We start from the raw sequence: 24,060 nt of genomic DNA, 5'->3' as shown, positions 1-24,060 counted from the left end.
TAGCGACCAACTCCGAGTCTTTGGCCGTGACGAGATCGCGACTCTGTTACTGCTCTCAGACAAGTGGATATCTGTACGCGAGGCACACTAGTCAACACCGCGGCTCTCCCAATCGCCAAACAGCGCACCGTCGGTGGAGATCCACTCTCGTCGTCCGTTGCACGAACGGCCCAAAGCGACCGATCCGGCGGTCGACGGCGAGGAGAACACCACATTGCGTGTCAAACGGCCCCTAGTGTTGGCGACCGCGATCGCGCCGTTGTCCACGAGCTGCTGATGCTGGGCGCGATAGGTGTCGTAGGCCTTCCTGGTGCTGTCAGCCTTGCCGACGCCATGCCAGGAGGGCACCACCGTCGAACCAGCCAGCATGGTGAACTCGCCGTCGATCTGCTGTGCGCGGGCATCGACGCCGAGCTTCGCCTGGCGCAGGTGGAAGACCGGTGACTGACTAGTGTCCTCCGCCTTGGCTGGCGCCGCAGGGGCCGGAACCCGTATCGCGTTAACTCCGAGCACGGGTAGCACGATCTGCAGCTGTGAGACAAAGTAATCCATATCTGACGCATCGGCCTCTGGGAGCGCCGGAACGCCAGGAGCGGTGCCGTTCTCCACCGTCACACGTCCGGCCAACGTGGCCAAGGCGATGAGCCTGGATTCCAGATACCGACCATGGGCCTTCGTCAGATTCGCGTCCTTGGAGGTGATGACGACAACCTGATCCCAGAACTCCTTGTCGCGCTGGTGATATCGCAGCCGCTCAGCGACAACATCCGCCTCCCCGATGTAGCACCGAGTGTTCTCGATGGCCGACTCATCTTCGCCGAGCAGAAGGTAAGCACCAGTCCGTTGGGCTTCATCGCGCTTGAGCAGATCCGCCAGATCCGAGCGGCGCGCCGAGAGCACGTGTCCGGTCCAGTTGGTGATCTCGGCAGTAGTCAATCCGCCAGGTGTGCCATCGGCGAGGAACAGCTTGATCTGCTTTCCGCTCATGGGGACACGAGATCTTCGGTGTCGATGTGTCGGCGATCCGCTGTGAGGCGGCCAGAGAAGGTGGCGGCGAGGAGGGCTTTCCGGAGCACCGAACTCTGGGTGCGAGCATCGCCAATTGCCACCGCAATCCGATCGAACCCTGCCTGCATCTCTCTGATCGAGGCGACGATCCGCTCAGCTTCCCCAGCCGCCGGCACGATCACTGGCATCTTGCGGATCACCCCGAGGCTGATGGATGCAAGGTTCACACTTTGCTTCCCGTTCCTCTCGGCCCACCTACCACCCATTGTGTTCGCAGTCATTGAGAGGAAATACGGATCGAGGCGAGGCTCGCGGATGCGAGCTCGGAAGACGTGGTTCTGGTGAATGCAGTCTTCAATCTGTCCCTCCCAGACCCAACCGCGGGCGAGTTTGTCCCGATCGCCGCCTTCATTAAGCAGGACATCACCTGCCTTGAGCCTCAGCGCATCTGCTTTTGATGGCGGAACGCGGATGTTCGTTACGTCATCGAGCATGAGGTGCCCCCGTTGTACGTTGGCAACCCGTAGGTAGGGCACATCAATGTAGCTGGGATCAGCTTGTTTCTTGGCGTCCTTGGTAACGCCGCCGACCACGTCCGCCACGGCACCGAGGCGTGACCAGAACCATCCACGCGGGAGCGCGGGGAGCGACCCGTCCGCAGTACCTTCGGATGGCAATAATGCTGCGTCCGAGCGTTCTGCGATCCTCACGCCAGTGAGCGCATTCAACATCGTTTGTTCGCGCAGAAGAACGAGCTTTCCCGCGGCACGCGATAACTCGAGGTCGGCCGCCTCAAGGCGAGAGAGATGTTCCTCAAGTATTTCGACGATCCGTTGCTGTTCATCGATCGGGGGGACTGGCGTCGGCCACGATGCGAGTCGCGCGCGTCCAAGATGGTGTATGCCAACGCCCCTAGAGTGTTCGACAAAGCGGCCTACGAGGGCCTGGTACCTAAAGTAGTGCAGAAGAAACTTCGGTTCATGTTCACGGGAACGCACACGAAGGAGTGTGTTTTGAAATGCACACTCCGCGATTTCTCCAGACCAGAGTGCCGGCTTTCCGACTTCCCCTGGACTCCCTGATGCTTCGCTTAGGAGAAGGTCCCCTCGCCGCAGGCGGTAGATTTCCATCTCGCCTTCAGTGAAGTTCATCGACTTCACGTCTTCGAGACTCAGACCGCCCCATGTAACATTCGCCGCACGCAAATAGGGGCGCATCGATTCCCCGGAATGGTTCTTCGGCGCACGCTGTCGGCCAAGCCTGACTTCTGCAACTTCCGACAAAGGAACCACCGGCCAACTCACGCTGTCAACTCCGCGTTCAATTGCTCCAACAAGACTCCGGCACTATCCCCCAGATCCCTTATCGCACCGTCGGTTCCACCCCGCTCGATGAACGGCGCGTCGTCCAGGTCCTCGACTCGAATACCCGCCGAGTTGGCAATCACCGACACCATCCGGTCTAGCCACCATCGCTGGATGTCGGTGAACACCACCCCAGCCTGCGCCTGCTGGGCCAGCCAGCCCGCGTAGCGCTCGCGCACCCGCTCGGCGTACGGCACTAGTTCTTCGTCAACCCCAGTGGCGTAGCGGATCAGCGAAACCAAGTCTGTCAGCGTATGTGTGGCGCACGGATGCACTTTCGAGGAATCCACCGCGGCGTAGGCGTCCCAGATGACCTCCGGCGTCCAGTTGTGCGGCGGGCGCGATATCCGGGCCGCCAGGCCTTGGATGAACGCGAAGTCGACACGGCGCTCACCAGCCTCGTAACCCAGTTGCAGCGCGGTGATCTCGTCGCGATGGTCTTGCAGGTACAGGCGCCAAGACTCGACGATCGAACTTGCGCGGTCGGTGTCCACGACACCGCTGGCCTCGATCAGTTCGTCGGCGCTGACCTCATCGATCACCCGGTCATGGGCAGCACGTAGTTCCAGAATACGTTTGCGCAGTGCGGGATTGGCTGCAATGGGCGTTGTCGCGGCCTCGATCAGTGCTGGCGTGGTGGTGGTCGGTTCGACAGCGTCGACAAGCTGGCGGACAATGTCCCGCACCGGTTGGCCGGCGACGCCGTCCAACTCGACGCGCTCCTCCTCGGTGAGGTCGAGTTCCAGTTTGGCTAGTCGGGAAGCCAGCGTCGCCGCTTCATCCTCGGTCAGCGTCAGGTTGGCCGTCTTGTCGAGCAGCTTTTTCAGCGATACAGACTTCTGCCGATTCAGCGGCGGCTCGACGAAGTCGTGTTCGGTCACCCCGACGGCGTCGACGATGACGAACCGGGTCTTGGTTTCAGCGTCCGGGGTTACGGCCTGGAAATCTGCCGGTGAAATAGTCCGGGCACCACGGCCTTTCATCTGTTCGAAGTATTGCGCCGAACGTACATCGCGCATGAAAAACACGCACTCTAGCGGCTTGACGTCGGTGCCGGTGGCGATCATGTCGACGGTGACAGCGATGCGCAGTGCCGGGCTGGTGCGAAACGTCTTCAACTGCTCCTTGGCGTTGCGGGCGCTATAAGTGATCTTGACAGCGAAGTCGTTACCCTTGCCGAACACTTCACGAACCTGGGTAACGATCTCCTCGGCGTGGTTGTCGTCCTTTGCGAAAATGAGCGTCTTTGGCATCGTTGAACGCCCCGGGAAGATCTCGGTGAACAGCCGGTCCCGGAACGTCTCCAGTACGGTGCGGATCTGGTCAGTGGCCGTCACCGCACGGTCGAGTTGTCCTGGGGTGTAATCTAAGTCGTCATCGAGCGCTTCCAGCCGCTGCTCGCGGGTGCGACGGTCGACCTTCGGCACGATCGTCCCGGCCTCGATGCGCGACCCCTGCTCGCTGATCCTGGTGCGGATCCGGTAGATGTCGAAGTCGACGTTGACACCGTCAGCCACCGATTCGGGATAGGTGTAGTCCGACACCAGGTTCTGCTTGAAGAACCCGAACGTCTGCTTGCCCGGGGTGGCCGTCAACCCCACGATGTGCGCGTCGAAGTACTCCAGCACCCCGCGCCATACGCCGTAGATACTGCGGTGTGCCTCGTCGACGATCACCAGATCGAACGTCTCAGGCGCCAGCGCCTCGCTGTAGGCGACGGAGACAGGGGCATCCGGAACATAGCCGTCGATACCGTCGTCGTCCTCCTCGCTGGCTTCGCCGTTCTTGATGAACGCGAACACCCGCTGAATGGTGGAGATGACGACGTTGGTGGAGCCCAACAGTCCGGAGCTGGACAGCTTGGCGACGTTGTAGAGCTCGGTGAACCGGCGCCCATCGTCGGGTGCCCGGTAGTTCTGGAACTCACCCAGCGTCTGATCGGCCAAGTTGATCCGGTCAACCAGGAACAGGATGCTGTTGAATCCGCCGTACCGGAGGAGTCGGTATGCCTCGGTGACCGCGGTGTAGGTTTTGCCGGCACCAGTGGCCATCTGGACCAGCGAGCGATCGTAATGCTGCTGGGCCAGGCTTTGCTCCACGCCGGTGACGGCCTCGATCTGGGCGGGTCGTAGCTCGGCCGTGTCCAGCACCGGTAGGCCAAGAACCTTGGCGCGCCACGTCGGACGGTCCGGGTCTGACTTGGCGTCGCGCAGGATGCGTGCCAAGGTCTCCGGCCGCGGGATGTTGAAGATTAGGCGCGCCCGCGGGGTGGGATCGAAGCCGTTGGTGAAATGCGTCTCGGTGCCGGAAGCCTCGAATACGAACGGCAGCCTGCCGTCGCGGGTCGTGGCGGCGAGGCGCACATCGGGCGGCAGTCCGTCGGCGTACATGGCTGACTGCCATTCGACACCGGACAGCGGAGTGCCGGTCGGTTTGGCCTCGATCACCCCGACGACGGCTTTGTCGACGTAGAGCAGATAGTCGACCCGGCCGTGGCCGGGCTTCATCACGATCTCGCGCACGGCGACGCCCTGGCCGGCGAACAGATTGAGGTCCTTCTTGTCCTGTAGTAGCCAGCCGGCCTGGGTGAGCTGCTGGTCGATGAGCTTTCGGGCGCGTGCTTCCGCCGGTACTCGGCTCTGATCGTCCTCCGTACTCATACTGGTGCAGAGATTATCTGGTCTCCTCGTTGCGGCGCGCTGTTCTGGGAGGCATGCGGCGTGATTTCGCGGGGTGTGGGCAACCGGGTGAGTACAGGTGCGATGATCGCGCAATGGCCGGCCGAGCCGACTCCGACGAGCACTACGTCCTCGACCTGTGCGACGAGGTCCTCGGCGTGGTTGGCCGCCGCCAGCAACGGTTCGATTGGCTCCGCGGCGACCCGTCTGCCAAGCGGCCCCACGGTACGGAGCTCCCTGTTGATGGGTACTGGCCGCAGCTGGGGCTCATCGTTGAGTTCCAGGAGGAGCAGCACTCTCAGCCATCTCCGTTCTTCGACCGGCGCCAGACAGTTTCCGGGGTCGGCCGCGCCGAGCAACGCCGCCGCTACGACGAGCGCAAGCGCACCGAGATCCCCGAACACGGGATGCAGCTCATCGTGATCGAGAAGTCCGCTTTCACGGTGAAGTCGAAGCGGATCGTCCGTGACCGCGCACGGGATCTCGCGGTTGTCCGTGAGTACCTCGACTCGCGCTGTTGCTGATCCCGTGCTTGTCGTGCAACTGTCCCACAGGCTCTGCTTCCCCGTGTTCATCGGTGGGTTCACCGACCAGGGAAGGCGGATATGTTGGAGCTCACGAAGAGCCGGCCCGCAGACCTGCGGTGATTGCTCGCCTGGTACGAGGCAGGTATCCCTCGCTCTTGGCTGGTTACCGGGACGAATCCGCGACGGCAGCGAGCACATCGGCTGCAAGCGCGGCAACGGAGGCGGCCACCAGGTCGGGGTCTCCAATCCCTTCCTCTGCGCGACCTGCCATGACGGATCCGAGGGCATCGGGTCCGTCCGCAAACAGAGTTGGCAGCCATTCGAGAGCCTGCTCCGTCACGGTCTTTGATATGGGATCGCTCAGTAGCCGTTGAAAGCTCGATCCGAGTGCCGCCGTGTCGGTCGTTGCTATGAGCAGGCGGTAGACGTCGTGAGCATCCTTGTCGTTGAGGCGGTCCGGTTGGTCGAGACGTTCATGGATCTTGTGGACTTTCGCAATCAAGAGTGCGGCTGGCCCAGCGACTCGGGCTTCGAAAGTCCTTGTGTCGTCAGGATCGAGCGCAGATATCGAGCGGAGCTCGTTGTCCACCACGGCGGCTTCCAACCCGACGGTCCGCCTTGTTGCTTGGTTGGAGTGGGGTGGGATCCGGGCACCGCGATGAGACCTACCGCCTTGCGACAGCGCATCTGGAACCATTAGATCGACCGGGATGCCTGCCGGGTTTAGCCATGCTCCGGGCTGCTTGTTCACGTTCGGGTAGAAGCCAGCTCGCTTCATCGCGTCTTCAAGCAGCGGATCTTCGGGGAGTGCCCGCGGGTCGACCGCCAGATCGCTGTCCTTCGTTGCCTCGGCGATCGCAACGTCTGCATCTCCACTGTGTAGATAGATGGCCTGAGCGCCGACCACGACGATCGAATCGTGTTGGTCGGTCAGGGCTTCGAGGGCGTCCAGCAGGGCTGAACGGGCCTTGATGAGTAAATCATCCACGGCGCCAATCACTTTCGTTGCGCTCCATCCATGAGATGAGTTCCTCTCCCTCAGAGGGGTTTCGGCCCGGACCTGTGAGTAGGTCTACTGCCGCCTGTTCAATCGCGACAATGACCGCCCCGTCGCGATTGGTACCGGTTCCGGTGAACACGACGTCGTACTTAGGTTCGGCGAGAATCACATTTGCGCCCTTATCCGCTGGCCGTAGGCCCCATTCCTTTGCTGCGCGTGCCGCATCATCGACGTAGACCATCGCCGCGCGGGCGGGAGCGTAAGGTGCCCACTGGGCTGCCGCGATCGTTCCGGTTATTGCGTACTGCGAGTACTGAGACTTGGCGGCTTTGCTCTGCAGCGTTTCTAGGCCGCGAGGCTCGATGTAGCTCGATGTGCGGTTGGTGCGGAAGTAGCTGTAGTCACGACTCCATCGGCGTAGGAGGGTTGGCCAGTCGTTCAGGACGTAGTCCGTTCCCATCTTCTCCACCAGCCCCTCTTCTTGAAGGAACTCCAACACCCGGTACGTTGCGCCGGTGGACGCCCCGGACGCGCCGACGAGATCGCGCGCCGACCATGGCCCCCGCTCGGCGATGAGTGCCCGGACTACACGAGCGGCGGGCTCACCTGCCAGCGAGCCGCGCGGCCGGCCTGGGCTTCGCCATGGATCTTTATCGGCGCCTCGGTCGCGAACGAATAGCGCGGGACGTGACGACTGGATCAAGATGTTGCCGGTGGCGTCGATGAACGACACGTTCCCCTGCGACAGCCGCTCGCGAACTGGGGGCGCGAGGTATCGGGACATGACCATGGTCTTGGTGTCGATGAGCTCGCGATCTGCTGCCCACTGCAACTGTTCCGAGACCCTGGGAACGTCGCGGCCGACGAGTAGCCTCTTGGCCTCTACGAGGAATCGAACCTGCTCACCGGCGGGTGCGGTGAGTGCCAGGATCGCGTCTATGGCGGCGTCCGTCGGCGGTCTCTGAATGTCGACTCGCCAGTCGTCGGGTAGACGATCGCGGAGTAGCTCGGTGCAGTTGGTCAAGATCTCCGCCTCTGTGCCGGGCGGTGCAGTGATTGGTTCAGTCATGAGTATCTCCTGTTCGGAAAACATACCCGTTCCGGTGGTTGCGGAACAAGTGATTTATCTGAACAGTGTGTATATCCCCACGTCATACCACATGCAGGCTGAGTGAAGTTTTGCGCGTGTTCGCGATATAACAGTATTCCGTTGTCAACGGAACTGGCTCTTAACCCGAACGGTTCAGTTGCATGAGCAGCGCTGGCAACGTGGTGCCGTGGAAGCCATGACACCGTTTGCCGTGCATGGATGTCGGTAAATCCGACCTCGGTGTTCGGAAACTGAACACCTGAACCAGAGCCGATCTCTGGGTGTTCAGAAACCGAACACCCGAACCTCGACCCAGGGGCCTGTCAGGGGGAGATCCAAAGCGGCGCCATACACGTGGAGAGTCTTTCAGGCGCCGCGGACGATCAGCGCTTACGTTTCGCCTCGGCGAGCAACTCAGCGAGCAACTCGGTGACCTCGTCGCCGTCCGCGTCCGAGCCCCCGGTGCCCAGACACACTTCGGACGGTCCAGTCGACTCCGTTTCCAGGGGCGGCGCTAGATGCATGCTTCTGCTCATAGGGTTCGGGTCATGGATAACGAGATCTGGCCCAGAATGCCCATCGAAAGTACCGAACCCGGAGTCCCCGACTTCCCGCGATGGGGCGATGCGGCGCCCTTTGTGGCGCTGTCCGAACGCCTGTTCTCGAAAACGTGCACGTTGGCGAGCGATATCGATGACTTCGGAACCCGCGTGAGCGATCCCGCGGTGGTCAATCACATCGTCAATCGGCTGGCGTACATGAGCTCAATTAGCGCCGACATCGTCCGCTCGCTGGCGGGCAAGCTGGACCGGTCAATGATCGACCTCGATCATTGGCTTGAGGTATTGGAGGCGTTCGACGGCGCCAAACGCGCGTTTCGGGAGGCCAGCGGAGCAACGCAAGCCGCCACCGAGATCATGCGCAATCACACGCAGATCCCGCGCTGAGGCGACAGGTGAGCCGTCGTGGCCGCACCAAACAGAGCGGTCGCGAGCTGGGACGCGAACGATGGCCCGTCATTTACCAGCGCGTAGCCGCCGGCAAGCCCGCCTTGATCGCAGAGCGTTCTCCGTCGCCGAACCCGACGGTGCGTCACCCGGCCCGAGTCACGGTCAACGCGCGGAACCAGACGAGTTGCCGTGCGCGGCACCACGGCGGTGGGGAAGTGGCTACCCGAATCGCCGTACACCGCCTGACTGCGTGACCACCGCCGCACGATCCGGCGAGCCGTGAGGTACGCCTCCTGGGTCACCTCCACGACGGCCGTAGCCTTCTTGAGTCCGTACACACCCCAGAACCGACCGGGCCCTCGTCCGGACTGCTGCCAGAGTTCAGGCACGAGGTGCTGATACTCCTTGTCGCCGAGAAGGTTTGGTGACGAGTGCTTGGTGAAGTAGATTGCGAGCCGCTTGGGATCGCAGGCCTTCAGCCCGTTGCGCACGTCGATAGCAGTGCCGGCGAGCCGATGCCTCGCCTTCTGCTCGTGGTCAGGGTGGTCGACAACCTCCGCCCACGTTTCGGACAGCCACTGTGCGAAGCCGCGTCCTGATCGGCCGGGTGACGTCGGCGGCGCCATCCATAGATGGACGTGCGGGGCGCCGCGACGCTGGAACTCCAGCTTCCAGATGTACCGGGCAGCCTCGCCGTACTCCCGTTGAAAGCGTTTGCGCCACAACACCATGTGCCGCTTGACGCTGGCCCCGTCCGGTGCAACGACTTCCCAGTCGCCGGGATAGGTAAGCGTGACCATCGCGGGGACGCGTCCGGAATCGACGAGTGGGCAGTAGTCGAGCTCGGCGAAGGTGCGGCACATCGACGACCGTGATTTTCGGGACCACTCGGTGATGACAGCGCCAGTCCCAGCCTGCTCGCTTGCTGAAGGACTCCGTCGTGTCGGAGACACGACGGCCCGAAAATCGTCCCCGGCATCGTCTTCGAGGTCATTCCGCACATGGAACTTCGCATCGTCAACGTCACGTTGGTGATGAGCAACACCCCGTTCGGCGGTCTTCTCGACACGAACAGGATTGGTCCAACTGAGTCGCACCACACCAGGACCGACAGTGATGCGAAACCGTCCGGATTCCGGCTCGCCCCCGCGACGCGCAGCGCCAGATGCCCACGGCGCCGCCGGTTCGAAGTTCGCCGCAGCGGCGGTGACCATCTCGGGCGTCGGGAACCGCAGCCCCAGTGCATCGATCGCCCGCAGCTCACCGGCTGCGCCCGCGTCGCCAACCGACTCGCGGACATTTTCGGCACATATAACAAGCCCGCCGGCCGCGGCTGGGTTGAGGCCGGGCGCCTCGGTCGACGTACGGCCGACCGCTGGCGCTCTCCCGCCCTGCGGCCTGGCGGCCTCGGGCGCTCGCGACCTCCCGTCCACCGAGGCACCCGCAGAACCGTCCTCGGATGACGGGCCGTCAGATGCAAATGTTGAGCCGTAAAGCGAAGTCGAGACGGTGGCTAGTGGTGCGAATCTGGGCATCGGGGTGCCTGCTCCCCGGAGCCCCGACGCCGCCCGCAACCCATGCGGCAGCGCGGAAGCTCCTGGACGGGAGCGCAAGCGCCGTGTCCGGTTTATGTCCGTTCGTCGGACAGGCTGAATACGTCAGCGCAGCTCAACGCGGCGCATACGACGCACAGAATCAGATAAACCGTAGGTCAGAGGCTATCCAGCCCGCCTGAAAAGCGGAAGGTCGGCGGTTCGATCCCGCCCCTGGCCACAATGTTTGAATTGCACGGACACGAGTAATGCACTCGGTTTGCTTTGTCCGGTCATCGGTTGGTGTGGAGTGACCCCATGGGCGGTGCGGCCCAGGCGGGGGCGAACCGGCGTGTGCCGCCTCATTTGTCGCGTTCGGACTTCACCTCGCGCGGCGCCGCAAAAGTGGCTGACATGTCGACCCAGCCCGATCGTGCGTCCAGGACCGCGGGATCAGATGGCGGACTCGGTAGCGCGGCGCTCTGGCCGCATTAGCGCGCTCTCAGGCGCCGCGCCGCCACCACACCCGCTCTACCGGTCCGGCCACCTCCCGTCCGGCTCAAACTCCCAATGAATCTGTCGCCCTTGCCAGGCCGCTCGGGCCGCGCAGCGGCGGCTTCTAGCTGGAGCCCTCAGTCCTCCGGGTTGTAGCCGAGGTTGGGGCCCAGCCAGCGCTCGGCCTCCGGCAGGGTCCAGCCCTTGCGCCTGGCGTAGTCGGCGACCTGGTCCTGGGCCATCCGGCCGACCACGAAGTACTGCGACTGCGGGTGCGAGAAATACCAGCCGCTGACGGCGGCACCGGGCCACATCGCCATCGACTCGGTCAGCTCGATTCCGGTCCGCTTGGTCACGTCCATCAACTCGAACAGCGTCGTCTTCTCGGTGTGCTCCGGGCAGGCCGGGTAGCCCGGCGCCGGGCGGATGCCGACGTACCTCTCACCGATGAGCGCCTCGTTGTCCAGTTGCTCGTCGGGCTGGTATCCCCAGAACTCCTCGCGGACCCGCTGGTGCATCCGCTCGGCAAACGCCTCGGCCAGCCGGTCGGCGATCGACTCCAGCAGAATCGCGCTGTAGTCGTCGAGCGCCTCCTTGAACTCCACGATCTTGGTCTGGCTGCCCAGCCCCGCGGTGACGGCGAAGGCGCCGACGTAGTCGGCAAGACCGGTGTCCTTGGGCGCGATGAAGTCGCCCAGCGACCGGTTCGGAATGCCGGCCCGGTGCTCGCCCTGCTGGCGCAGGTTGTGCAACGTGGTCAGCACCTCGGTGCGGGTCTCGTCGGTGTACACCTCGATGTCGTCCCCGACCGCGTTTGCCGGGAAGAACCCGATCACCCCGTTGGCGGTGAGCCACTTCTCCCGGATCAGGGTGTCGAGCATTTCTTGAGCGTCGTTGTACAGCTTGCGGGCGGCCTCGCCGGTGGCCGGATTGTTGAGGATGTCGGGGAATCGGCCCTTCATCTCCCAGGCGTTGAAGAACGGCTGCCAGTCGATGTACTCGCGCAACTCGGCCAGGTCGTAGTCATGAAACTCGCGCACCCCGAGACCTTGCGCGGGCAGCGGCGGCGTGTAGCCGTCCCAGTCGATCGGCGTCCGGTTGGCGCGGGCCTTCTCCAGCGTCAGCATCGGCCGCTCGTTCTTCTGCGAGTGCCGCTCGCGCAGGGCCGCGTAGTCGGCCGCGGTGGCCTCCAGCAGGCCCGGGCGCTGCTTGTCGTCGAGCAACGCGGCGGCGACGGGCACCGAGCGGGAGGCGTCCTTGACCCACACCACCGGGCCGCTGCGACGCGGCGCCACCTTCACCGCCGTGTGCGCGCGTGAGGTGGTCGCGCCGCCGATCAGCAGCGGGATCTGCATTCCCTCGCGTTCCATCGCGGCGGCGAAGTTGACCATCTCGTCCAGGGACGGGGTGATCAGGCCGGACAGCCCGATGATGTCGGCGTCGTACTCCCGGGCCGCGGCCAGGATCTTCTCGGCGGGAACCATCACTCCGAGGTCGACCACGGTGTAGTTGTTGCACTGCAGCACCACCCCGACGATGTTCTTGCCGATGTCGTGGACGTCGCCCTTGACGGTCGCCATGATGATGATGCCGTTGGTCTTGTCCTGCTCCGTGGAGCCGGACTGCGCCTTCTCCGCCTCGATGAACGGCAGCAGGTAGGCCACCGCCTTCTTCATCACCCGGGCCGACTTCACCACTTGGGGCAGGAACATCTTGCCCGCGCCGAACAGGTCACCTACCACGTTCATGCCGTCCATCAGCGGACCCTCGATCACCTCGATCGGGCGGCCACCCGCGGCGGCGATCTCGGCCCGCAGTTCCTCGGTATCGGCGTCGACGTGCGCGTCGATGCCTTTGACCAGGGCGTGCGTGATCCGCTCGCGGACGGGAAGGCTGCGCCACTCGGCCGCGGCCGGGTCTTCGGACTTGCCCTTGGTGTTGAACCGTTCGGCGATCTCCAACAGCCGTTCGGCCGCGTCCTCGCGACGGTTCAGGACGACGTCCTCGATGCGTTCCCGCAGCTCGGGGTCGATCGAGTCGTAGGGCACCAGCGCGCCGGCGTTGACGATGCCCATGTCCAGGCCGGCCTTGATGGCGTGGAACAGGAACACCGCGTGGATCGCCTCGCGAACGGGGTTGTTTCCCCTGAACGAGAACGACACGTTCGAGATACCGCCGGAGATGTGTACCCCGGGAAGGTTCTCCTTGATCCAGGCGCAGGCCTCGATGAAGTCGATGCCGTAGGTCGCGTGCTCCTCGATGCCGGTCGCCAGCGCGAAGCAGTTCGGGTCGAAGATGATGTCCTCGGCCGGGAAGCCGACCTCTTCGGTCAGGATCCGGTAGGCGCGCCCGCAGATCTCCTTGCGCCGCTCCAGGTTGTCGGCCTGGCCCTTTTCGTCGAAGGCCATCACGACCACGGCGGCGCCGTACTTGCGGCACAGCCGCGCCTCGCGGATGAACTTCTCCTCGCCCTCCTTCATCGAGATCGAGTTGACGATCGGCTTACCTTGCACGTTCTTCAGGCCCGCCTCGATGACCTCCCACTTGGAGGAGTCGATCATCACCGGGACCCGGCTGATGTCCGGCTCGGCCGCGATCAGCTTGGTGAACCGATCCATCGCGGCGACGCCGTCGATCATGCCCTCGTCCATGTTGATGTCGATGACCTGCGCACCGACCTCGACCTGCTGCAGGGCGACCGACAGGGCGGTGTCGTAATCCTCGGCCTTGATCAGGTTGCGGAACCGGGCGGATCCGGTGATGTTGGTGCGCTCGCCGATGTTCACGAACAGGGAGTCGTCGGTGATGTTGAGCGGCTCCAGGCCCGAGAGCCGGGTGGCCACCGGGATCTCCGGCAGTTCGCGGGGTGCCTTGCCCTCGACGACCTTGGCGATCTCGGCGATGTGCGGCGGCGCCGTCCCGCAGCACCCACCGACCAGGTTGACCAGGCCGGCGTCGGCGAACTCGGCGATGTAGCCGGCCTGATGCTCGGGGGTCTCGTCGTACTCGCCGAAGGCATTGGGCAGACCGGCGTTCGGGTAGCAGGAGACGAAGGTGTCCGCGATCCGGGCCATCTCGGCGATGTAGGGCCGCATCTCCGGCGCACCCAGGGCGCAGTTGAGGCCCACCGCGATCGGCTTCGCGTGCCTGATCGCGTTCCAGAATGCTTCGGTCACCTGACCGGACAGCGTTCGCCCGGAAGCGTCGGTGATGGTGCCCGAGATGATCACCGGCCAGCGGCGTCCGCGGTCCTCGAACAGCGTTTCGACGGCGAACACCGCCGCCTTGGCGTTCAGGGAGTCGAAGATTGTCTCGATGATGATGATGTCGGCGCCGCCGTCGACCAGGCCGTTGGCGGCTTCCAGGTAGGCGGCGACCAGTTGGTCGTAGGAGACGTTGCGGGCTCCGGGGTCGTTGACGTCCGGCGAGATCGATGCGGTCCGCGTCGTCGGCCCCAGCGCCCCGGCCACGTAACGGGGCTTCTCCGGGGTGCTGAACTCGTCGGCGGCCGCCCGCGCCAGGGCCGCGCCGGCGTAGTTGAGTTCGTAGGCCAGCTCGGCCATGTCGTAGTCGGAGAGCGAGACCGCGTTCGCGTTGAACGTGTTGGTCTCCAGAATGTCGGCGCCCGCCTGCAGGTACTCGCGGTGGATTCCCTCGATGATCTGCGGCTGCGTCAGGCTGAGCAGGTCGTTGTTGCCCACCAGATCGCTCGGCCAGTCCTTGAACCGCTCGCCTCGGTAGCCGGCCTCATCCGGGCGGTCCCGCTGGATCGCCGTGCCCATCGCCCCGTCGATCACCATGATTCGCTGGCCGAGGGTGGCCGTCAGTGCGTCGGTGCAGTCAGGGCGGATATTCGGCTCAAAGGCGCTCACGTTTATTCCCTCCGTAGCGGAAGGCGTCCTTGACTCTGCCGAGCGTGGCGGATACCGGCGGGGAACCGGCGAACCGTTGCAACGCCTCTCGACCCACAAAAGTCTACGTCGTCACGTGGCGGTTCGTTGCTTGTGCTAAGCGTCCAAGCTTCGGCGGGCGGTTATCACCACCGAGGTCGCCCAGGCTCGGACACCATTACCGGCGCCAAACGAGCGCGTCGCTGGCCCGGTTCGGTTCAACTCCTGGGGCATGGTTTGCCGGGCCCGAGCTTGGGCGCCGAATAGGGACACAATCGTTGCCGAGACTGCGCTGATGCGTGATCCGGCCGCCGATACCTCAGAAGGTTTCGCTGCCAACGCTTCTGGTGCCACGCTGGCCCGAAACACAAGTGGCACCAGGTAGCGGTGCGCGAACGGTCACTACATCGGTTGGCGGCCAATAGGTTTGATCGAGGTGACCTTGGCGCGCGGCCAGTCGTCTCGGATGATTACGTCGCCGAGGTGGCAGATCCGTTGTCGGGCCGGTCTGAAAACGTCGGGTAGCTGACCGGTTGGCCAGAGGTTTCGCCCGGGGCGATGTATTCCGGTGTCTCCGGGTGGGAGAACAGGTTCGAGTTGTCCACTTGGTGTCCTTCCAATGAAGGGGTCGGCTGGTTAGCACTGTCGACAGAAGGACGAACGACGACGATCGTATCGCGCGCAGGTCTTCCTGGTGGTGCGTTGAGAGTTGCGATCACCGCTAGAGCGCGGTTCATACATAACTGTACGGGCAGTGATGTTGGGCACTCACGCCCACCCGGCGGCGGTGGTGGGCACGTCCGAGGTCGCTGTGCTGTTATGCTGCTAACAACGTTGACCGTTGCATTCGATGGTCAGCACGTCGTGAAACGCTTCTTCACCCCCCGTGCTCGCCCTGCTTTCGGGGCTGATGCCGGCGCAGTTCGTATCTCGGCGATCGATTTTGCCCACCGGCAATTTCGCCACCTTGTACTGACCGAACGCGCGTATCTCGCTGCCCACTCGGCGGAACCAATCCTGAAAGACATCAAATTGACTACTGGCACGACCTTTGCTGATCTCGGCGTGGGCGAATCGCTCATCGAGGTGCTCGCCGCCCGCGGGATCAGCCATCCCTTCCCGATCCAGATCGAAACGCTGCCCGACACGCTCGGCGGCCGAGACGTCCTCGGCCGCGGCAAGACCGGCAGTGGCAAGACGCTGGCCTTCTCCCTTCCGATGGTCAGCAGGCTGGCCGGGCGCCCGCGCCGCCCAGCCCGGCCCACGGGTCTGGTTCTTGCCCCCACCCGGGAGTTGGCCAGCCAGATCACCGCGACGCTGCAACCGCTGGCCGCGGTCAATGGCCTGCGGGTGACCACGATCTTCGGTGGGGTGCCGCAAGGCAGGCAGGTGACGGCGCTCAATTCCGGCGTCGACATCGTCGTGGCCTGCCCGGGCCGGCTGGAAGACCTGATGAAGCAACGATTGATCAGCCTCGACTCGATCGAGATCACGGTGATCGACGAAGCCGATCACATGGCCGATCTCGGTTTCCTGCCCGGGGTCACCCGCATTCTTGCGGCCACACCGGGCGGCGGGCAGCGACTGCTGTTCTCGGCGACCCTGGACAACGGGGTCGACAAGCTGGTCAACCGATTCCTGCACGACGCCGTGCTGCACTCGGTCGATAGCTCCGATTCGCCGGTGCCCCAGATGGTCCACCACGTGTTCCACGTCTCGGGCGCGGCAGCCAAGAAGGACCTGGTGCACCGCCTCGCCTCGGGTACCGGCCGCCGAATCCTGTTCATGCGCACCAAACATCAAGCGCGCAAGCTCGCCAAGCAGCTCACCGAATCCGGTGTCCCGGCCGTCGATCTGCACGGCAACCTTTCCCAACCCGCCCGCGATCGAAACCTCGCCGCCTTCAGCAAGGGTGAGGCGCGGGTGCTGGTCGCCACCGACATCGCCGCCCGCGGCGTGCATGTCGACGGCATCGAATTGGTGGTGCACATCGACCCACCCGCCGAGCACAAGGCTTACCTGCACCGGTCCGGCCGCACGGCGCGGGCCGGGAACGCGGGTGACGTCGTGACCGTCGTGCTGCCCGAGCAGCGCAAGGACACTCATGCGCTGATGCGTCGTGCTGGAATCCGGGTCACTCCGCAAGAGGTCACCGCCGACTCGGCCGCCGTACATGCGCTGGTCGGTGACATTGCGCCCTATCAAGCTCCCGCGCCGAAGCAGGTGGCGGCACCGAAGAAGGCGGGCGCACCGAAGAAGGGGGCCGCGCCGAAGAAGGGGGCCGCGCCGAGGAATGGTGCGGCGCCGCATGGTTCGCCGCGGCCGAGGTCCGCGGGTTCCGGCGGCCGCCGACGGGGTCCCCGGCCTGGTCGTATGCGTCAGGAAACGTCCTAGGACGCAATCAGTTTCAATGATTGCGGCTTGCGCTACGCTAGTTGTCCGGTCGTTGTTGGTACGTCCGGTAGTTAAATGAAAGAAGTAAGTGAATGGCACAGGGAACTGTGAAATGGTTCAACGGAGAAAAGGGCTTCGGCTTCATCACTCCTGACGACGGCACGAAGGACCTCTTCGTCCACTACTCGGAGATCCAGGGCAGTGGCTATCGCTCGCTCGAGGAGAACCAGCGGGTTCAGTTCGAGGTTGAGCAAGGTACCAAGGGTCCCCAGGCGGTAGGAGTCAGCGCCGTCTAGGAACCCCTTCGCAAATCTTCGGGGAAGTCCAGCCTTAGCGGCTCATCCACTCGATGGGTGTGCCGTGTGACCGGCCCGGATCGGGTCGGTGACGGTTCGCTGGGTTCCCCGAACGGAAGCTGTAGCACTTCCCCCGGCTGTTTCGCTGTGCGCCCACCAGGGCTTCGGTAGCGGTACCGCCGGGGGAAGTCGGCCGTGCTCGACCTGGTCGTTGAACCAGGGGAGCGCGCGCACAAACCCCCAGCAAGATCACCTCGGCCCGGCAGGATCTACGGGGCTTGGCCGCCGTGCCCGCCGATGCCGCCCGAACCGCCGAAACCGCCATGATCGCCGGACGGCCCGGTGCCTTCGGTGCCGGGTTGGACGGGCCCACCGGCGTATACGCCGCCGCTGGTGTAAGCGGTACCGCCGGCTCCACCGTTGCCGCCGTCGCCGCCCCATCCGGGGTTGAGCACGCCGTATCTGTTCACGCCGTTACCGCCCCAGCCGCCGTTACCGCCGTCGCCGCCGACGCCGCCGTATCCGTTGCCGCCCCAGCCGCCGAAACCGCCGTCACCACCGGATCTGAAGAAAAGCGTGCCCTTCGGGCGGGTGCCGCCGTCGCCGCCGTTGCCCCCGTTACCGCCGTTGAAACCCCAGCCGCCATACCCGCCGTTGCCGCCGTCGATGTCGGGTTGATCGCTGGTGGTGGAGCCGTTGCCGCCATCGCCGCCGTCGCCGCCGTCACCCATGGTTCCCTGGACACCGTGGGCGGCCCTGGTGGAGCCGTCACCGCTGAGGCCGCCCAGACCGCCGTTGCCCCCGTAGGCACCGTTTCCACCGTTACCGCCATCCCCGCCGGAGCGCCACGACGGGTCACCGGAATGGCCGTCACCTCCGTCGGCGCCGTTGCCGCCGTCGCCGCCGTTGCCACCCACACCTCCGGTACCGGCGGCGCCGTCGTGGAATCCCTCGGCGAGGGCATGACCGCCGGCGCCGCCGTTGCCGCCGGCGCCGCCGTTGCCGCCGCGCGCACCGGCCCCGCCGGAACCACCGCGGTCTCCCGGAAACTCCCCGTTCGCCCCGGCTTGGCCGTCGCCGCCGGTGCCGCCGTGGCCGCCGTGGCCGCCGATTCCGCCGGCACCACCGTGGCCTTTGATGTGCCCGCCATCGCCGCCGATCCCGCCCACCCCGCCATTACCGGCATCGCCGGCCCTAAATCCTTGCGCACCCGGGGTTCCGCCGGGTGAGCCGGGGCCGCCGGCCCCGCCGATGCCGCCGGTTCCGCCGGTACCGCCGTTGCCGTAGTCCCCGGCATTGCCGCCCTTGCCGCCGGGCCCGCCATCGCTGCCCCGCCCGCCGGGCGCTCCGGTGGCCCCGGGGCCACCATCGCCACCACGGCCACCGTCACCGATCCCGCGAGCATCCCCACCCGGACCACCCGCACCACCGGCCACGGTGGGGTCCAACGAGGCCGCCCCGGGACTACCCGGCCCGCCATCACCGAACACCAAACCCCCATCACCACCGGCCCCGCCGGCCATCATGGCCGCACCCGAGTTAGCCCACCCGGCCCCACCGGCACCACCAGCACCGATCAGCCCGGCATCCCCACCACGGCCGGCCGCACTGGTGGCCGTGGCCGCCGCCCCCGGGCCGCCATCACCGAACAACCAGCCCCCGGCCTGCCCGGCACCACCATCGACACCCGCGACCCCCGCCGCCCCGTTGCCGATCAACTCCCGGCCGGTCAACGACGCAAACGGCGCATTGACCAACGGATCGAGCAGCTCACCCGCCGGAGTGGCCAGCCAGGCCTGCCCCAGCGTTTGCACCGGCTCCGCCAACACCTGATACTGCCCATCGGCCACCGCCGCCGCCGCGGCGGTCTCGGTCTCCAGATAGGCGGTCCTGGCCGCATCCAGGATCTGCACGAAACGCTGATGGAACTGCTCCAACTGGGCGCCGAAGAGCTGGTAGTCCTGCCCCAGACCGCGGAACAACCCCACCACCGCCACCGACACCTCATCACCGCCGGCGGGCACCATCGTGGTGGTCGCCGCCGCCGCGGCCGCGTTGGCCGCCCCGATCGAGGACCCGATACGCGCTAAGTTCCCCACCCCGTCGGCCACCACCTGCGGGGCCACCCTGACCAACGACACCACACCCACCGCCCCTTCAGCCCACCACACCCAACACCGATCGGCCGACGATATCGACGCAGGTCAACGACCTATCCGCGAATCACCAAGATCGCCACAACACGAAAAACACCCACCCCCGCCACTACCCCGACCCCCGTCGCAGCCCACCCACCACCGACTGCACCACCACCCCCCAACCACACCCCACAACGTCTCACCCATGAGAAAACGTGTGCGCTCGATGAGGCGCGCCCGGTCAGCGCGCGGCGACTAATGGCTGGACGACACCGCCGAAACCGGTGTCCCGTGAGGGGCCCTAGTTCTGCACCAGGTCAGCCAGCGGCTCGGCACCCGTAAGCCAGTGCCGGCCGGCCTGGCGGGCCGCCTCCCACTTGGGGATGCTCACCGCATCGTCTTGGCCCAGGTCCGCCGGGGTAGGACCGATGCGCCCGGCCAGCGGAGCCAGCGCGTCCAGATCGAAGTTGTACACCTCGGCCGCCGCCAGGCCCAGGATCTGGCGGGTCTCGTCGATGGGGATGTCCCAAAACGATTGCCGCAGCCATTCCCGGGTGTGCGGCCAGGTCCCTTCCGGATGCGGAAAGTCGTTGCCCCACAGCATGTTGGACACCCCGATCTCGTAGCGCCGCGCCAGCTCCCGGCGCTCGGTGGTGGTGGCCCCGATAAAACAGTTGCGGTCGAAGTAAGCCGAAGGGGGCATCGTCAGGTCGCCCTCCAGCAGATGGCTCATCTTCTTGGCCGAGTGCTCCCGCAGGTACCGCGTGTCCATCAGCCACAGCAGGTCGTTGGCCCAAAACGCGCCACACTCGGTGGCGCCCCAGCGCAGCCCGGGGAAGCGCTCGAACACCCCCGACCACAACGCGAACCACAGCGGCCGGACTCCCCACCAGCGCACCTCGGTGACATAGATGCCCAGGTGCTCGCCGTACTCCTGCTGCGGGGCGGCGCCGACGTGTGTGTGTACCGGCATCTGCAGGTCCTGGCAGGCGGCCCAGACCTTGTCATAGCGACGGTCGTGGTAGGGCGGGTAGCTGGCCCACAGGGCGGGGATCATGATCCCGCCCCGCAGCCCCGACTCCGCCGCCCGGGTGATCTCGGCGACCGCCGCGTCGACGTCGGCCAGGATCGGCACCACCGCGACCCCCGCGCGGCGCTCGGGGCTGTGGCTGCACAGCTCGGCCAACCAGCGGTTGTGGGCCCGTGCCCCGGCCATGGCCCGCCCCGGGTCGAGCGAGCCCGACTGGGCCAGACCGGCGCCGAAGGGCGCGCCGGCGACCCCGGACACGGCGTCGGCGTCGGGGAAGATGACCTCGCCGACCACCCCGTCGCTGTCGAGCTCCTTGTCGCGCAGGCCCACATCCCAGCCACCGGCGATGCCCTCGCCATGCTCGGAGAACCAGTCCTGCGCGAACTGTTCGTCGATGAACCCGCCGACCTGCGACGCGGCGGCCTTCTCGGCCAGGTAGACCTCGAAGTCCTCCCGGTACTCAGGGTCGACGTACTCGCGGTACTGATCGGTCGGCAGCTCGGCATGGCAGTCCGCAGAGATGATCACGTAAGGGGCCAGGGGAGTCACGAGTGTCCTTTCGCTACCAGGCGCGGATGGGGTCGGGCTCGAACGCGGTGCTGCTCGCGTCGGCGGGGATGGCTGCCAGTGGCTCGGCGACTTCGGTGACGGTTGGGCCGATGCGGGCGGCCAGCGGCGCGAGGGCCTGCAGATCGAAGCCGTAGACGGCCGCCGCATTCCCGCCCACCATGGCCGCCACCTGGTCGGGTTCGACGTCGCTGAAGGTGTGGCGCAGCGCTTCTCGGCTGTAGGGAGCGGTCCCTTCCATGTGCGGGTAGTCGCTGCCCCACATGATGCGGTCGACACCGATTCGGTGGCGCTGTGCACACTCGACCGGGCGCAGGAAGCTGGCGCCGACGTAGCACTGGCGGGCCCAGTACTGGCTGGGCTGCAGCGGCAGCGAGCCGGCGGTGGGCCCGGCGAAGCGGGCGATGGCCGAATTGGGCCGCCGGTAACGGGCTGCCGCTACGTCCAGTGAGTCGAGGGTCGCCGGTATCCATCCGGTGCCTTGCTCGGTCAGGACCACGGTGAGATCCGGATAGCGATCGAGCACGCCGCTGAAGATCAGATGCCAGAGTGCGCGATGTGCCCACCAGTGCGACTCGTACACCCACACCGCCAGCGAGCTACCCCATCCGTCGATCGGGCTGGGTCCGGCGTTGCCGCCGTGGTGGTTGATCACCAGGCCCGCCTGCGCGCACGCCGCCCAGAGCGGCTCCCAGTGCTCGGCATAAAGCGCGGGGATGCCGGTGCCGGGGACAACCCCGGGCAGCAACACGCCGCCGCGCAGCCCCAGCTTGGCGATCTGTGCCACTTCGGCGACGGCCTCGTCAACGTCCCCGAGCAGGATCTGGCCCACTCCGGCGCGCCGTTCGGGGGACAACGAGCAGAAGTCCGCCAGCCAGCGATTGTGCGCACGCAGGCCGGCCCACCGCAGTTCGAGGTCCCGGGCGGTACTCGGTGGGGGAGCGGCCAAGCTGCCCTGCGGGAAGAACGGCGGCACCGTATTGGGGAAGATGACCTCTCCCGCAACGCCATCGGAGTCCAGTTCTGCGTTACGACGATCGCTGTCCCAGTTGTGTTCGGCGTCCGGCTCGCTGAGGTCCCCGAACGGATTCACAAACGTCTTGGCCCAGCCGTCGAACTCGTCTCGGTACTTCGCCTCGAGATACTCGCGGTAGTCGAGCAGGTCCGCCCCGGCGTGGCAGTCAGCCGAAATAACCGTGTACCGGTCCATGGCTATGCCCGGGCCGGCTCAGGGCTGGGGGGTGTGGCCGGGGACGGGGCGTCATGGGGTTCGTCATAGCGCTGGTGCACATAGGGCAGCAGCCATTCCTGGGGTACCCGGGTGGCGATCCGCCCCACCTGGACGGTGCGCCGGCGGCACCAGGTAATCGACCTGATCTGGCGAATCGCGATGTCGGCCACCGGGTCCAGCGGAGACTCTCCGAGCTCGAGGCTGCCGTCGATGTTCTCCAGCAGCTCGTAGTGGCGGTGATATTCGCCGTAGACCAAGTGTGGGTCGGTGATGCCATTGCCGTCGGGGGAGCGCAGGAACTTGAAGTAGAACTCGGTGTTGACCTGGTCGGGCGGCAACGGCGCGCCGCCGCTCACCTGACCGCTGACGGTGATCAGCCGATAGCCCATCCGGTCAACGCTGGCGCTGACTCGGCTACCGTCATGGTCGACCTCGATGTTGGCCAATTTCTTTGGTTCACCGAATGTTTCGCGCCCACCTGTGACCGACTGTTCGGTGGACTGGGGCATGAAAAGGGGGTAGTCCCCCTGCAATTCGCCGTGCCGTGCGGTCACCGCAAACACCGCCGACCCGAATGGCGGCCGGCCCGCTATCCGGACCCGCTGCAGCTGGACCCGCACCAGCGGCTCGTCGGCCGGCTGCAGCGGTTTGGGCAGCACGGCCGCGACGATCTGCGGATCGGTGAGGTAGGTGACGGTCACCGCCTCGGTGGCGATGGGCGCCTTGGTGGCATCGATCTCATGGTCGACTTGCGCCTCGGGTGGGCGGGGACCATAGCGAACTGCGTTGGTAATCAACGCTTTCCTCCTTCGGTTTCCGGCTCCTTGGCGGCGCTGCGGCCGAGGACATCCACCAGGTAGTCGGGGTCGGCGCGAGCCACGATCGATGCCGCCTTGCGGGTGACCACCTCATCGGCCGGTGTGGGGGGGCCCATCATCCAGAAGCGGTCGGCTCTTATTCCCTCCACCACTTGGTCGGCGACCGTGGCGAGCGGGGTGAACTCGACGCGGGCGCCGGCGGCCTCGAAGCGACCCACGACGTCGGCCAGGGTGTGCTCGGGTGTGCGGCGCGTTTGGGTCGCGGCGTAGCGCTGTGGTCGGTGCCGCCACGACTCCCAGATGCCGGTGTTGAGGAAACCGCCGGGGAAAAGGGCATGCGCCCGAACCCGCGTCCCGGTCAACTCCAGGTGGGTGTAGAGGCTCTCGGTCAGGCAGAGCACGGCGGCCTTGGTCATCGGATAGACCGCCATGGCCGGCCCGCCCATGGCCCCCCGGGCGATCGGCGCGAACCCGCCGTTGCCCGAGCAGGTGTTGACCACGTGTCCCTCGCCGTGCTCGAGCAGGATGGGCACGAAGGCTTTGATGCCGTGGATCACGCCCACGACGTTGACATCTATCCCCCAGTGCCAGTCGGCTAGGTCGTGTTCCCACATGTAGCCCTCGGAGACTCCGCCGGTGCCGGCGTTGTTGCACACCACGTGCACCGCGCCGAATCGGCGCAACGTCTCCTTGGCCAATGCCTCGACCGAGGAATAGTCGGTAACGTCGGTAACCACGCCGACCGCCTCGATGCCCTCGTCCGTGAGTGCGCGGGTGGCCTGGTCCAGCGGTTCGGCGAGGACGTCGGCGAGCACCACCTTCATGCCTTCCAGACCGAAGCGCTTCCCCAGGGCTCGGCCTATGCCTCCGGCCCCGCCGGTCACCACGGCCACCTTGCCTTGAAGGTCCCGCACCGAGGCTTTCACTGAGGCATCCATTGAGGCAATCGTCACATCTTGCAGATGTTGCCTCAAGGGGTTGAATCGGGAATGACCTCGGCTCCGGCCGCGGGGTCTCCCGTCGACGCCACCACCCCGTTGGGTCGCGTCCAG

19 protein-coding genes and 1 tRNA gene are annotated in these 24,060 nt (G+C 65.6%); 5 read left to right on the top strand and 15 right to left on the bottom strand.

Translation table 11 applies throughout. From position 1 onward, the window contains the following. Window positions 1-87: 87 nt before the first annotated feature. Genes CCUG20998_RS24040 through CCUG20998_RS24025 form a run of 3 tightly spaced genes read right to left on the bottom strand, consistent with a single transcriptional unit; the run spans window position 88 to window position 5,032 of the window. Complete coding sequence (locus tag CCUG20998_RS24040; protein ID WP_020730796.1) at window positions 88-987, bottom strand: GIY-YIG nuclease family protein; 900 nt, start codon at window positions 985-987, stop codon at window positions 88-90. Continuing rightward, entirely contained in the window at window positions 984-2,312 is a 1,329-nt protein-coding gene (locus tag CCUG20998_RS24035) for a restriction endonuclease subunit S (protein ID WP_020730797.1), read from the bottom strand. Before CCUG20998_RS24035 ends, CCUG20998_RS24040 begins: the two co-directional genes overlap by 4 nt. Beyond that, complete coding sequence (locus CCUG20998_RS24025) at window positions 2,309-5,032, bottom strand: type I restriction endonuclease subunit R (RefSeq protein WP_172607225.1); 2,724 nt, start codon at window positions 5,030-5,032, stop codon at window positions 2,309-2,311. Before CCUG20998_RS24025 ends, CCUG20998_RS24035 begins: the two co-directional genes overlap by 4 nt. 113 nt (window positions 5,033-5,145) lie before the next feature. On the opposite strand from CCUG20998_RS24025, the gene CCUG20998_RS24020 reads away from it, so the two are divergent. After that, on the top strand, window positions 5,146-5,574 hold the full coding sequence (locus tag CCUG20998_RS24020; RefSeq protein WP_020730799.1) for a hypothetical protein: 429 nt from the start codon (window positions 5,146-5,148) through the stop codon (window positions 5,572-5,574). Between the two features lie 166 nt (window positions 5,575-5,740). Here the strand turns inward: CCUG20998_RS24020 and CCUG20998_RS24015 are convergent, their stop codons facing one another. The 3 genes from CCUG20998_RS24015 to CCUG20998_RS27720 all read right to left on the bottom strand — a co-directional run bounded on the left by CCUG20998_RS24015 (window position 5,741) and on the right by CCUG20998_RS27720 (window position 8,191). After that, a complete protein-coding gene (locus CCUG20998_RS24015) occupies window positions 5,741-6,565 on the bottom strand; it encodes a hypothetical protein (RefSeq protein ID WP_020730800.1) in 825 nt (274 codons plus the stop codon). Further along, window positions 6,558-7,646 carry a helix-turn-helix domain-containing protein gene (locus tag CCUG20998_RS24010; protein ID WP_172607224.1) on the bottom strand — a complete coding sequence of 363 codons (1,089 nt, stop codon included), beginning with the start codon at window positions 7,644-7,646 and terminating at the stop codon, window positions 6,558-6,560. Before CCUG20998_RS24010 ends, CCUG20998_RS24015 begins: the two co-directional genes overlap by 8 nt. A gap of 404 nt (window positions 7,647-8,050) precedes the next feature. Further along, the gene (locus tag CCUG20998_RS27720; protein ID WP_020730802.1) at window positions 8,051-8,191 is read right to left on the bottom strand and encodes a hypothetical protein; all 141 of its coding nucleotides are present in this window, start codon (window positions 8,189-8,191) and stop codon (window positions 8,051-8,053) included. A gap of 24 nt (window positions 8,192-8,215) precedes the next feature. Between CCUG20998_RS27720 and CCUG20998_RS24005 the strand changes: the two genes are divergently transcribed. Beyond that, window positions 8,216-8,614 (top strand): hypothetical protein, encoded by a 399-nt coding sequence (locus CCUG20998_RS24005; protein WP_020730803.1) that lies wholly within the window; start codon window positions 8,216-8,218, stop codon window positions 8,612-8,614. Here CCUG20998_RS24005 and CCUG20998_RS24000 read toward each other — a convergent pair. Further along, window positions 8,593-10,152 (bottom strand): rolling circle replication-associated protein, encoded by a 1,560-nt coding sequence (locus CCUG20998_RS24000; protein ID WP_051173402.1) that lies wholly within the window; start codon window positions 10,150-10,152, stop codon window positions 8,593-8,595. The two genes, CCUG20998_RS24005 and CCUG20998_RS24000, sit on opposite strands and share 22 nt — an antisense overlap. 171 nt (window positions 10,153-10,323) lie before the next feature. On the opposite strand from CCUG20998_RS24000, the gene CCUG20998_RS23995 reads away from it, so the two are divergent. After that, a tRNA-OTHER gene (locus tag CCUG20998_RS23995) sits at window positions 10,324-10,390 on the top strand. A gap of 391 nt (window positions 10,391-10,781) precedes the next feature. Here the strand turns inward: CCUG20998_RS23995 and metH are convergent. The 3 genes from metH to CCUG20998_RS28790 all read right to left on the bottom strand — a co-directional run bounded on the left by metH (window position 10,782) and on the right by CCUG20998_RS28790 (window position 15,647). Further along, window positions 10,782-14,516 (bottom strand): methionine synthase, encoded by a 3,735-nt coding sequence (gene metH / locus CCUG20998_RS23990; RefSeq protein ID WP_020730805.1) that lies wholly within the window; start codon window positions 14,514-14,516, stop codon window positions 10,782-10,784. 488 nt (window positions 14,517-15,004) lie between these two features. Further along, complete coding sequence (locus tag CCUG20998_RS29035) at window positions 15,005-15,139, bottom strand: hypothetical protein (protein ID WP_012396361.1); 135 nt, start codon at window positions 15,137-15,139, stop codon at window positions 15,005-15,007. A gap of 220 nt (window positions 15,140-15,359) precedes the next feature. Then, a complete protein-coding gene (locus tag CCUG20998_RS28790) occupies window positions 15,360-15,647 on the bottom strand; it encodes a hypothetical protein (protein WP_231389844.1) in 288 nt (95 codons plus the stop codon). Between CCUG20998_RS28790 and CCUG20998_RS23980 the strand changes: the two genes are divergently transcribed. Both CCUG20998_RS23980 and CCUG20998_RS23975 read left to right on the top strand, forming a co-directional pair. Then, the gene (locus CCUG20998_RS23980) at window positions 15,567-16,928 is read left to right on the top strand and encodes a DEAD/DEAH box helicase (protein ID WP_020730807.1); all 1,362 of its coding nucleotides are present in this window, start codon (window positions 15,567-15,569) and stop codon (window positions 16,926-16,928) included. The two genes, CCUG20998_RS28790 and CCUG20998_RS23980, sit on opposite strands and share 81 nt — an antisense overlap. Window positions 16,929-17,020: 92 nt before the next feature. Further along, window positions 17,021-17,224: a cold-shock protein gene (locus CCUG20998_RS23975; RefSeq protein ID WP_012396359.1), complete on the top strand. Its 204-nt coding sequence runs from the start codon at window positions 17,021-17,023 to the stop codon at window positions 17,222-17,224. A 269-nt stretch (window positions 17,225-17,493) separates the two neighbouring features. On the opposite strand, the gene CCUG20998_RS23970 is transcribed toward CCUG20998_RS23975, so the two are convergent. The 5 genes from CCUG20998_RS23970 to CCUG20998_RS23950 form a co-directional block, all read right to left on the bottom strand. Next, entirely contained in the window at window positions 17,494-19,365 is a 1,872-nt protein-coding gene (locus CCUG20998_RS23970) for a PE family protein (RefSeq protein ID WP_036457053.1), read from the bottom strand. Between the two features lie 298 nt (window positions 19,366-19,663). Next, window positions 19,664-20,941 (bottom strand): amidohydrolase family protein, encoded by a 1,278-nt coding sequence (locus CCUG20998_RS23965; RefSeq protein WP_172607223.1) that lies wholly within the window; start codon window positions 20,939-20,941, stop codon window positions 19,664-19,666. Between the two features lie 13 nt (window positions 20,942-20,954). Further along, window positions 20,955-22,169, bottom strand: a complete 1,215-nt coding sequence (locus CCUG20998_RS23960; RefSeq protein WP_020729440.1) for an amidohydrolase family protein — start codon at window positions 22,167-22,169, stop codon at window positions 20,955-20,957. 2 nt (window positions 22,170-22,171) lie between these two features. Next, window positions 22,172-22,987 carry an acetoacetate decarboxylase family protein gene (locus tag CCUG20998_RS23955; protein WP_036456010.1) on the bottom strand — a complete coding sequence of 272 codons (816 nt, stop codon included), beginning with the start codon at window positions 22,985-22,987 and terminating at the stop codon, window positions 22,172-22,174. After that, complete coding sequence (locus tag CCUG20998_RS23950) at window positions 22,984-23,946, bottom strand: SDR family oxidoreductase (RefSeq protein ID WP_038580843.1); 963 nt, start codon at window positions 23,944-23,946, stop codon at window positions 22,984-22,986. The genes CCUG20998_RS23955 and CCUG20998_RS23950 overlap by 4 nt, the downstream gene beginning before the upstream one ends. Between the last annotated feature and the right edge of the window lie 114 nt (window positions 23,947-24,060).

The sequence above is a fragment of the Mycobacterium marinum genome (assembly GCF_003391395.1).
Taxonomy (GTDB): Bacteria; Actinomycetota; Actinomycetes; order Mycobacteriales; family Mycobacteriaceae; genus Mycobacterium; species Mycobacterium marinum.
Note: the sequence above shows the minus strand (reverse complement) of the source record. Positions and strands in the feature narration are given on the sequence as shown.